General features: G+C 58.1%; 10 protein-coding genes and 1 pseudogene. 2 read left to right on the top strand and 9 right to left on the bottom strand.

From position 1 onward, the window contains the following. Both ACFQ24_RS05160 and ACFQ24_RS05165 read left to right on the top strand, forming a co-directional pair. On the top strand, positions 1 to 430 hold a 430-nt coding region (locus tag ACFQ24_RS05160), incomplete at its 5' end, for a transposase (protein ID WP_380909485.1). An 873-nt stretch (positions 431 to 1,303) separates the two neighbouring features. Continuing rightward, positions 1,304 to 1,468, top strand: coding sequence for a hypothetical protein (locus tag ACFQ24_RS05165; protein ID WP_380909487.1), 165 nt, complete (start codon positions 1,304 to 1,306; stop codon positions 1,466 to 1,468). Positions 1,469 to 1,858: 390 nt separating this feature from the next. Here ACFQ24_RS05165 and rfbA read toward each other — a convergent pair whose 3' ends face one another. The 9 genes and pseudogenes from rfbA to ACFQ24_RS05210 form a co-directional block, all read right to left on the bottom strand. Beyond that, positions 1,859 to 2,728 carry a glucose-1-phosphate thymidylyltransferase RfbA gene (gene rfbA / locus ACFQ24_RS05170; RefSeq protein ID WP_380909489.1) on the bottom strand — a complete coding sequence of 290 codons (870 nt, stop codon included), beginning with the start codon at positions 2,726 to 2,728 and terminating at the stop codon, positions 1,859 to 1,861. Positions 2,729 to 2,748: 20 nt separating this feature from the next. Beyond that, a complete protein-coding gene (rfbD, locus tag ACFQ24_RS05175) occupies positions 2,749 to 3,639 on the bottom strand; it encodes a dTDP-4-dehydrorhamnose reductase (protein ID WP_380909491.1) in 891 nt (296 codons plus the stop codon). Then, positions 3,636 to 4,691: a dTDP-glucose 4,6-dehydratase gene (gene rfbB, locus ACFQ24_RS05180; RefSeq protein ID WP_380909493.1), complete on the bottom strand. Its 1,056-nt coding sequence runs from the start codon at positions 4,689 to 4,691 to the stop codon at positions 3,636 to 3,638. The genes rfbD and rfbB overlap by 4 nt, the downstream gene beginning before the upstream one ends. 3 nt (positions 4,692 to 4,694) lie before the next feature. Next, a complete protein-coding gene (gene rfbC, locus ACFQ24_RS05185; RefSeq protein WP_380909495.1) occupies positions 4,695 to 5,261 on the bottom strand; it encodes a dTDP-4-dehydrorhamnose 3,5-epimerase in 567 nt (188 codons plus the stop codon). A 38-nt stretch (positions 5,262 to 5,299) separates the two neighbouring features. After that, positions 5,300 to 6,319, bottom strand: coding sequence for a polysaccharide biosynthesis/export family protein (locus tag ACFQ24_RS05190; RefSeq protein WP_380909497.1), 1,020 nt, complete (start codon positions 6,317 to 6,319; stop codon positions 5,300 to 5,302). Positions 6,320 to 6,604: 285 nt separating this feature from the next. Beyond that, positions 6,605 to 7,240 carry an ABC transporter ATP-binding protein gene (locus tag ACFQ24_RS05195; RefSeq protein WP_380909499.1) on the bottom strand — a complete coding sequence of 212 codons (636 nt, stop codon included), beginning with the start codon at positions 7,238 to 7,240 and terminating at the stop codon, positions 6,605 to 6,607. After that, positions 7,237 to 7,965 carry an ABC transporter permease gene (locus ACFQ24_RS05200; RefSeq protein WP_380909501.1) on the bottom strand — a complete coding sequence of 243 codons (729 nt, stop codon included), beginning with the start codon at positions 7,963 to 7,965 and terminating at the stop codon, positions 7,237 to 7,239. The genes ACFQ24_RS05195 and ACFQ24_RS05200 overlap by 4 nt, the downstream gene beginning before the upstream one ends. 53 nt (positions 7,966 to 8,018) lie before the next feature. After that, positions 8,019 to 9,185: a Wzz/FepE/Etk N-terminal domain-containing protein gene (locus tag ACFQ24_RS05205; protein WP_380909503.1), complete on the bottom strand. Its 1,167-nt coding sequence runs from the start codon at positions 9,183 to 9,185 to the stop codon at positions 8,019 to 8,021. Between the two features lie 748 nt (positions 9,186 to 9,933). Next, a pseudogene (locus ACFQ24_RS05210) lies at positions 9,934 to 10,043 on the bottom strand (IS630 family transposase); the annotation flags it as partial.

Below are 10,043 nucleotides of genomic sequence, written 5' to 3' on the forward strand. Positions count from 1 at the left end.
CCGGCCGGGCTACGCCCGACCTCCACCGCACCCAGCGCAGGGCGCTCCCCACAACCGTCCGCCTAATCTCGAAAAGGGGGTCCCTCTTCGACGCCGATACGGGGTCCCGTTTGCGCGCCGTTTGACAAGGCAGTTCGCCGCCTGGCTCGGTCTGACACCGCAACAACACTCAACCGGTGGAAAGACCAGACTTGGTGGCATTTCCAAACAGGGCGACCGATACCTGCGCCGATTGCTTGTCGTCGGAGCAACCGCCGTCATGCGCCATATCAAGGACAAACCCACGCCCATGGCAGACTGGATCAGGAAGCTTTCCGAGAAAAAGCCTTTCCGGCTCGTCTCGGTGGCGCTGGCCAACAAGCTAGCCCGGATCGCGTGGGTCGTGCTGACCCGCAAGGAGGCCTATCACCCCTACGCCCATCTGACCTGATCACCCCAGGTTACCCCGAATGGTAATGGCAGTCGATGATGAGTAACGATCGAGCCAATGGTGAGACCAACCCGTCTGATTCAATGCGCTTCAATGCGCGGGAGCTTGTTTAGGGACCTCACCGGCGGATTTCCATCAGGGCCAGCAGCAGTAATTATGCCGCACTCACAGGCCGGACATATGAAAGCAAACCGATCAAACCCGTCCCGACAAAATGCCCTTGCCAAGGGGGCGTCCACATATGAATCACATCAGCACGGACAAGGGAATCCCCAATGATTCAATTCGTGTGGAAACCGCTCTAATGGGAGACGCTGAATTTAGTTGCGTCCAAGATTGGCTCCACGGCCGAGACACTGCGCCCCTGGTGCCGCACGGGGGCAGACCGACGGGCGGCACTAGCGGCACAAGGCGTTGATGATAACGCCCATCTCGAGCTGCTGGAGCGCGAGGTCAAGGAACTACGTCGTGCCAACGACAACCTGCATAAGGCCCGGTATTTTGTCTGATGGTGGAGTTTTCCGCTGTAAGAGATTGTGATGGCGTTCATCAACATCTATTGCGAGAATCTGATTATTGAGCCAATACGCGGCGAACTGGCGATCACCCGTCCTTCAGCGACAAGCATGCTGTACGTCTTGTCAATCTGGCTAATCGTTCTGCCCGTGAGCGCCGAGATGACGACGTGTGTGAGCAGATCCGGCGTATACTCGAGCTCGGATTCGGCTTTAAGGCTCGCAAAAGGTCCAGCACCCATTGAAGCACGAAGGCCTTGACGCTGATCGGTGCGCTGCGGCAAGGGTTAGCGCTGTCCGGGCTGTTGGCGTAGCGGCCGAACGCTACACGTTCAGGGGGCGGATACAGGCCTGTCCCATGGCGCGAAGCCAGATGCTGATTGCGCATCTGGAATCGGGCACGGAGGCCGATGCCCTCGCGCGGCTGACGGCGATGTTCGGCGAATTGGCGGGCGAAGCGGACAGATCGACCGGACCGACGAACCGCGCATCCATTTTGCCAACGGCGACATCATCCATCTGAACCCGAGCCTCAATGCGCTGAAGCTGCGCTGCTAAACCGAGATCGAGAGTGTGAAGCGGGCACCGGTGATCAACAGGCAAGTGCTGGTGCCGGTGTAGGGCTATCGCATTCCCGCCTAATCGCAACGATTTAAGCGACGGCGAGTGAGACAGTTGCCGAACGGCTTGCTATGTAACGGATTGAAAGGCTGTATTACTTTGGAGGACGCGTAGAGGGGTAGGCGTCGCCCTGCACGTTATCCCCTACAATCATTCGTCAACCTGGCAGCATCGCGCTGGCCCACGCCAATAACTTCCGATTGTTACATAATACAAGGGGAAAGCAGCGATCTGCTTCCCCCTATCCTTTTCGACGCGCCTTCTAACGCCGAGCCTTGCAAGGCCGTGACTGTTAGCCCTCCGCCAGTATTCCGCGCAGATAGCGGCCGTAGTCGGACTTGCCGAGCTTACCGATCGCCTGTTCAAGGCCATTAGCGTTGATGAAGCCTTGGCGATACGCGATTTCTTCTGGTGCGGCGATCTTGAAGCCTTGGCGCTTTTCAAGGACTCGGACGAACTCGGCGGCGTCGAGCAGACTGTCGGGCGTGCCGGTATCAAGCCAGGCATAGCCGCGGCCCATGATTTCGACATGCAGGTCGCCGCGCTCCAGATAGACGCGGTTGACGTCGGTGATCTCCAGCTCACCCCGTGGTGACGGCTTCATGTTGGCGGCAATGTCGACGACCTTTTCGTCGTAGAAATAGAGGCCGGTCACGGCCCAATTAGATTTGGGGTTTTCGGGCTTCTCCTCGATCGTTTCCGCCTTCTTGTTCGCGTCGAAGCTCACCACGCCATAGCGTTCGGGATCGTTGACATGATAGGCGAAGACGCTCGCGCCTTCCTTACGCGAGGAGGCACTGGCGAGGATTTCGGGCAGGCCATGGCCATGATAGATATTGTCGCCCAAAATGAGCGCGGACTGCTGACCGGCGACGAAATCGGCACCGATAATGTAGGCCTGCGCCAAGCCATCGGGACTGGGCTGCTCGGCATATTCGAGAGTCATGCCCCAGGCCGACCCGTCGCCCAGCAGCGACTGGAACGCCGGCAAGTCACGCGGCGTCGAGATGATCAGCACTTCCCGGATGCCTGCCAGCATCAGCGTGGTCAGCGGATAATAGATCATCGGCTTGTCGTAGACCGGCATGAGCTGCTTTGAGGTCGACAGCGTCATGGGATAGAGCCGCGTACCGCTGCCCCCGGCGAGAATGATGCCCTTCATCGTTCAAATTCCCCTGTAGATTATTGTGCGGCCAGTTGCAGCCTGTCCATGACCTCGTCGAGTGAGGTGCGCCATTGCGGCAGCGCAACGCCGTGGACCTTCGCGATCCGGGTGCAGTCGAGCCGCGAATTGGCGGGCCGGGTGGCAGGCGTCGGATAGTCGGCGGTGCCGATATGCCGCACCGATGCCGAAGGGCCACCCCGCACCGTGGACGCTGCAAAGATGGCTTCGGCAAAGTCGGCCCAGCTCCCTTCGCCCTGCGCGGTCATGTGGAAGATGCCACGTAGCTCTTGGCTACCATTGGATACCATGTTGGCAGCTACTTCCAGAATGCCGTCCGCGATCGCCAGCGCGCTGGTCGGATTGCCGACCTGATCGCCCACAACGCCAACCTCATCGCGGTCACTTGCAAGCCGCAGCATCGTCTTGACGAAATTGCCGCCGAACGGGCTGTGCACCCAGGCGACGCGCAGCACCGCGCTGTTTTCAGGATAGGTCGCGAGCACCGCCTGCTCGCCCGCCAGCTTCGACGCGCCATAGACGCCAGTGGGGCCGGTGGGATCGCTTTCGACATAGGGCCGGTCCAGCGTCCCGTCGAACACATAGTCGGTCGAGATGTGGATAAGCGGAACGTCCAGCGCCCTGGCCGCTTCAGCTACAGCGCCGGCACCCGCGCCATTGACGGCATAAGCCAGATCGCTCTCACTCTCTGCTTTATCGACCGCGGTGTAAGCGGCGGCCGAGATGATCGCGTCGGGCGATACCTCTTCAAGCGCGCGGGCAACCGATGCAGGATCGGCCAGGTCCAGCTCAGGGCGGCCGATGGCGATCACCTCATGTCCTTCTGCGGTCCCGCGCTCCATCAAGCTGGTGACGACCTGGCCGGTCTTCCCGGTGACGGCAATCCTCACGCGGTGGCTTTCTCAAGGCCGAGACGCTGGCCGTCATAGGCATCCCGCAACGGACGCCACCACCATTCATTGTCGAGATACCAGCGCACCGTCTTTTCGATGCCCGAGTCGAAATTCTCCTGGGCACGCCAGCCCAGTTCGTTTTCCAGCTTGGTCGCGTCGATTGCGTAGCGCGCGTCATGGCCGGGGCGGTCGGTCACATATTCGATCAGCTCGACACGGGCTGTGCCGCTAGGCCGCAGTTCGTCCAGCACGGCGCAGATGCGTTTGACCACGTCGATATTCTTGCGCTCATTACGGCCGCCGACATTGTAGGTTTCGCCCGGTTCGCCCTTCTCGATAATGATGTCGAGCGCGCGAGCGTGATCGTCGACATAGAGCCAGTCGCGGATATTCTCGCCCTTCCCATAGACCGGCAGCTTGCGCCCTTCTAGCGCATTGAGGATCGTCAAGGGAATGAGCTTTTCAGGAAAGTGGTATGGCCCGTAATTGTTCGAGCAGTTCGACACCACGATCGGCATGCCATAGGTGCGGTGCCAGGCCTTGGCAAGGTGATCGGACGCGGCCTTCGACGCTGAATAAGGCGAGGAGGGATCATAGGGCGTCGTTTCCTCAAACAGCCCTTCGTCGCCGAGCGAGCCATAGACTTCATCGGTCGAGACGTGGAGGAAGCGGAACGCGTCCTTCGCCGCGCCCTCAAGCCCGTTCCAGTAGGCGCGCGCGGCTTCCAGCAGGGTGAAGCTGCCCACGACATTGGTCTGGATGAAGTCTGCCGCTCCAGTGATAGAGCGGTCGACATGGCTTTCGGCGGCCAGGTGCATGATGCGGTCTGGTTGGAATTCGGCAATCGCCTTGTCCATCGCCGCACGGTCGCAGATGTTGGCGTGTAGGGAACGGTGGTTGTTGCGCCCTTCCACTTCCTTGAGAGATGCCTCGCACCCCGCATAGGTGAGCGCGTCGATGGTGAGGACATCATAGCCCTTCTGAAGCACCAGGTAGCGGACGAGGGCAGAGCCGATGAAGCCGGCGCCGCCGGTGACGATGACACGCATGGGTTATTCGCTCCAACTGAAATAGGGGGGAAGGTCGGCCAGCAGGGGCTGCTTGCGGTCCTTAACCGAAAGAGTTTCTGGATCGGCGGCATCCGGCCAGACGATGCCGATCGCGGGATCGTTCCAAGCGAGGCCCTTGTCGCATTCGACGCTATAGTAGCTGCCCGTCACCTTGTAGGCGATAACGGTATCAGGCTCGAGCGCGCAGAACCCATGAGCAAAGCCGGGCGGCACCCAGAGCTGCTTGCCATTGTCGGGAGTGAGCGTTTCGCTGACCCACTGACCAAAGGTGGGCGATCCAGCGCGAATATCTACCGCGACGTCGAACAGCGCACCGGCGGTGCAGCGCACCAGTTTACCTTGGGCGTGCGGTTCGCTCTGGAAGTGCAGGCCGCGGATCGTGCCGACTTTCGCGCTGCGGGATTCATTATCCTGCACAAAGCGGTAATCCCCGATATGTTTCGCGAACAGGTCAGCCCGGAAGGTTTCGGCGAAATAGCCGCGCTCATCGCCGATATGGCGAGGAGTCAGGAGGGCTACCCCAGCAATGTCGTAGGTCTGGATTTCCACAGTTTCCCCTTCGATGAAGAATTGCCTGGTTCCGAATGTCAGTTGTTGCTGTTCTGGATCACCGACACGGCGCTGGTCACGGTCAGAACCGGGGAGAAGAGCTGGCTGATGAGCTGGACGAGCTTGCTCGGCTGATTGGCCGCAGCGTTGCCAAAATAGAGGACATCCTTATCCTGCATTGTGAATTTCTGCGCCAGGAAATAGGCACCGGTCTGCATCATATCGAGATGATAAACGCGCGGCGTTTCCTGGCCTTGGGCATCCTTCACGTAGCGGAACAGGAAAATGGCGGCGGGATCGCCCAGATTGGGATTAGCGCCGCCCGCAGTGGCGACCGCTTCGGCGAGCGACACAGTCGAACGGCGGAAGGGCACCTGCTCCACCCGCCCCGACGCGCCTAAGATCGAATAGGTACGCGGGTCATCCACCAGCATCAGCCGGTCGCCGGGTCGGATTGCCACATCAAGCGAAGGATTTTCGACCATATCGTTGATGCGCACGTCGGCACTTACCGTGCCGCGCATGATGCGGACCATCAAATCCTTAGAGTTGCCGCGGTAGCCGCCGGCCAACGCTATGACGTCGGACAGGCTCTCCCGGTTGGTCTGAAGCACGAGGCGGCCAGGCCTCGACACCTCACCGCCGATGATAATCGAATTGGTGATCGCTTGGCTCATCGTGACGATAACCTGCGGATTTTGCGACAGGCGCCGCAGCGCATTGCGGATCGTCGACTCGACCTCACCCGTGGTCAGACCCGAGACATGCAGAGTGCCGGCATAGGGGATTGAAATATCGCCCAGGTCGTCGACTCGCGTAGGTGGCAGCTTCTGCACCTGAACGCCGGGCGCCGCTAGCTGGCCCGCGGCCGAGGCCGGCGAGCTGCTGGCGAACAAGGTGACGCCCGCTTCATAGATGTTGATGTCGAGAATGTCGCCCGGCCCTACCATGTCGGTTGGCGAAGGCGCCGCCTGTGGCAGCAGCGCGGCGGGCGTCGCGCTGGCCGAGACGGGCGGTAAGTCGGCCGCGGCACGGACCGGCACCACCGCGATGGGCATGGAGCCATCCTTGGGCGCGGTTGCTGACTTTCGAACTTGCCCGCCGGTAGGGCCGCTGGATGGCAGGGTTGCGCAGCCTGCAAGTCCTGCAAGCAAGGCCAGAAATGCGCTGTATTTAAGGTGCATCAGGGTAGTTTCTCGAAAAAGCGGTGACTAGTCCGCGGTATGCCTTAGCATCGCGATCAAACAAGGGCCAATAGGAACAGTCCCGATAGCAGCTGTCGTGCCACTTCTCGTACCCCTTTTTACCTCTCGCGATATTGTGGTGTGACATAATGAAAGAGATCAAAGCACATCATACACAGCAAGCGCCTCGTTGACGTCTTCGTACATCGTCGCGACTCCAGCGTGCAGGACGATGGCGCGGTTGCAGAACTGACGGATGAATTCAGGCCCGTGTGATGCAAATAAAAGGGCGCGCTCCTGCCGTTTTTCAAAAAATTCAGCTTGACTCTTCTTCTGGAAATTCTGATCGCCAACCATTATGACTTCATCGATTAGGTAACAGTCGAATTCTATCGCCAATGACAATGCAAAAGCCAGTCGCGCCCGCATGCCGGAGGAATAGGTTTTAACCGGCATCCGCAACTGCCGTCCCAACTCCGAGAAATCCTCCACAAAGACGCGCAAATCCCTATAGTCGCGATTGTAGATGCGCGCGATAAACCGCGCATTGTCATAGCCTGTCAAGCTGCCCTGAAAGCCGCCGCCAAATCCCAATGGCCAGGAACAGCTCATCTGCCGGACTATGCGGCCCGCAGTGGGCATTTCCACGCCTCCAACAAGCTTGATGAGCGTCGATTTTCCAGCGCCGTTTCGCCCTAACAGACCTATACGCTGCCCAGGATGAATGGAGAAATTGACGTCGCGTAGGACGGCTTTCTTTTTGTAAACCTTCTGAACATGCTCGCACGCAATCATTCGATCACCATCGTCTTGCGAACATGACTACAAAGCGCCAGCCCCACGATCAGACAGATAGCCGAAATGGTCAACGGAACGGATACGCTATAATAGGGACGCACCGCGTTGCCAAAGAGCCCGTATCGAATCATCTCCATTGCGTTCACCATTGGCGACCACAATGCGACCTCCCGTGCGGCAGGGGTCAGCCATGAAGCCAGATTAAAGGTGCCTGAAAAAGGAATAGCCAGATATACCGTAACCGGGAGCAGCTTCTCCAATATTTCCGACATTTCCGACAGCGGCGCGATGATGAACGCGACTGACAGGACAAATAGGAAATATAATCCCCACCCCAGCAGCGCCATGCCGATGTCATGGGGGACAGGAAATAGCCCTACTGCTGAAAGGACCGTGCCCATAAATAGCCAGGCCATCGTCGTCCCAATAAATTCGATCAGCACGCGCACGAAGACAAGATCTATCAACTTGACCGGCCGATGATACATTAGGCTTCCGTTGGCGATGAACACACTGACGCAGCGGCTGAATGTATTACGCAGGAATGTCAGCGGGATATAGCCACTTACGACGAAGGCGACGATACCGATCCCATGCTCTTCAGACCCTTTAATGAAGGTCCAGAGCAGACCGACAAGGCCTGCAAACAACATGGGTTCGGCCATCATCCAGAGAAAGCCGATATTCTCCCGCCCGAAGCGCGTGACGAGTTCGCGGAGCATCAGGGCCCTGATTACGTTCCCTTGTATCTCCAGTCCAGATCGCAGCCGGTTCATCAATCTTCCGGCGCATGTTCGAGGATGCCAACTACCAGCATCCAGCCCACCAGATATAGGCAAAGGGATACGCCGAGGACGGTGAGAATCTGCTTCAACCTTGCTGGAAGTGTCGCTTGGTCAGGCTTGTCGGGTTGCACAATGCGTTCAAGATAGAATTGCTGCCGCTGCGCGTCCGCGCGCGCCCGCTCCAGTGAGGCACTGGCGGTGGTCAGCATTTGCGTTGCAAACTCTTGTTCGACAGCATTTGCTTCATAGCCGCTCAATTTGGAAGCTATACCGGAATTGCTTCCAACCACTTGTAGGTTCTGGGCAGCAATTTGAGCTGTGATTGCGGCGACTTGTTGCCGCATAGCCGGCAATGAGGGGTTTGACGGGGTGATACGGGAGGTAGTTTCGATTTGCGCCAGCAGCGCGACCCTTTGAGCCTCCAGACCGCTAGAGATTTCCAATACTCCCTTCGCTTGCTGCTGAGGATCGAGAAGCTCGGAACTGTTGCGATATTTGCCGAAATTAATACGCGCCGCCCGGACTCGATCTTCCGCGATAGCAACGCGCTTTTCGGCTTCGACGATCGCTTGACGGTTCGCGCGCCCATTGAGCCGGTTGACGAGTCGTTCGCTGAGTTGGAGGAGATACTCATTCAATATATAGGCATCATAGGGTTTGAAAGCTTTGACGGTCATCACCGCATTTGATGTGTCATGGTCGAGGTGAACATCGACCATCTTGTTGAAATACTTGTGTAGATTTTCAAAACTATTTTCTCGCAGGGGCGATGGAAAGCGGCTCAACGGATCTATTTCCGAAGCCATGAAGCGGGCCTTCACGTCAATCCGCCGTGATAGATCCGCCAGAGCGTCCCGCGAGCGAAGATAATCAATCACCTCATGCGTCTGCTGCTGCCCCTCCGACAGGCCCGTAGTCTGAATGAGGTTGGCGAATGAGGATGTTTGGGATTGCTGGCGACTGGGCGATTTGATGACAAACCGCGCCTCTGACACGTAAATGTCCGAGGCGATAAAGCTATAATAAACTGTCGCGAGCAAAGAGGGCAGCACGACAAAGAGCATGAACCAGCGATGGCGCGTGATTTTGGCCCGAATTCTATGGGCAAACACCAGCCCGGCACCAGGTTCATGAGGATAGGTTTGGTCTTTAATCATGGTTCGCTGCTACCTTACAGGCGGACATATTCCAATCAGCTCACATAGTTGGGTCAGCCCAATCCGCAGGCCCACGAGGAAGGGGGCAATCCCCGGCTTTGCTCAAATTGTCAATGGACGTCCCGCCGTTTGGCAAGCGCCGCATGGCGCGTAAGCCGAAATATCTCCCGGTTTGCCCGGCCGCGCCTATGCATATACGGCATTTTCCTGTCGGCGAAGGCAATTGCCTTTGCATGGTTCGGCCTTTTTCACCAAAGAACAAGTCCGGTCCGTCCCAAGCCATACCCGAATCCTGATGAGAAGACCTCTTTTCAGCAAGGGCAAGCCGATGTGACATTTCTGACCGTTCCCCTGATTCTCCACGGCCTCAAAAGCCCGTGACAAATCCGGCACTAAGCCAAGTGGCCGCAGCAGCGCTCGCGGATGCGCTGCCGCGCGGCATCCTAGCGGCATCCTAACAGCCGATACACGATCGGAGGCGCACCGCTGCGCGATAGCGGCCCAAAATTCTCCAATAGATTGAAAATCGGAGTAGTAGTAGTGATCGCCGGCGCCCATGGCATTGGCCGATCTTTCGTCATGGAGTCCCGCTATCTATGCACTGTTGATTTCATATTAAAACTCAGAGCGGGCAATCACCACTTGGCACCAGCGGATGATGCAGGACGGCGGCAAATACAAAGCTGTTGTGGCCTGTAACGGATCTGAATGGTATGGCTCCCATTTTTAACCTTAGAGCGGTTTCCGTTCATTCTGGATCGTATCCGCAAGAACTGAAGTAGTTGGCGCACTCGGCGGGCTTGAAGATGTCGACGAGCCTGCCGATGAGGTCCCACAGTCCAGAGACGGTTCGCTCGC

It is taken from the genome of Sphingobium olei, assembly GCF_042678845.1.
In the GTDB taxonomy this organism is placed as follows: domain Bacteria; phylum Pseudomonadota; class Alphaproteobacteria; order Sphingomonadales; family Sphingomonadaceae; genus Sphingobium; species Sphingobium olei.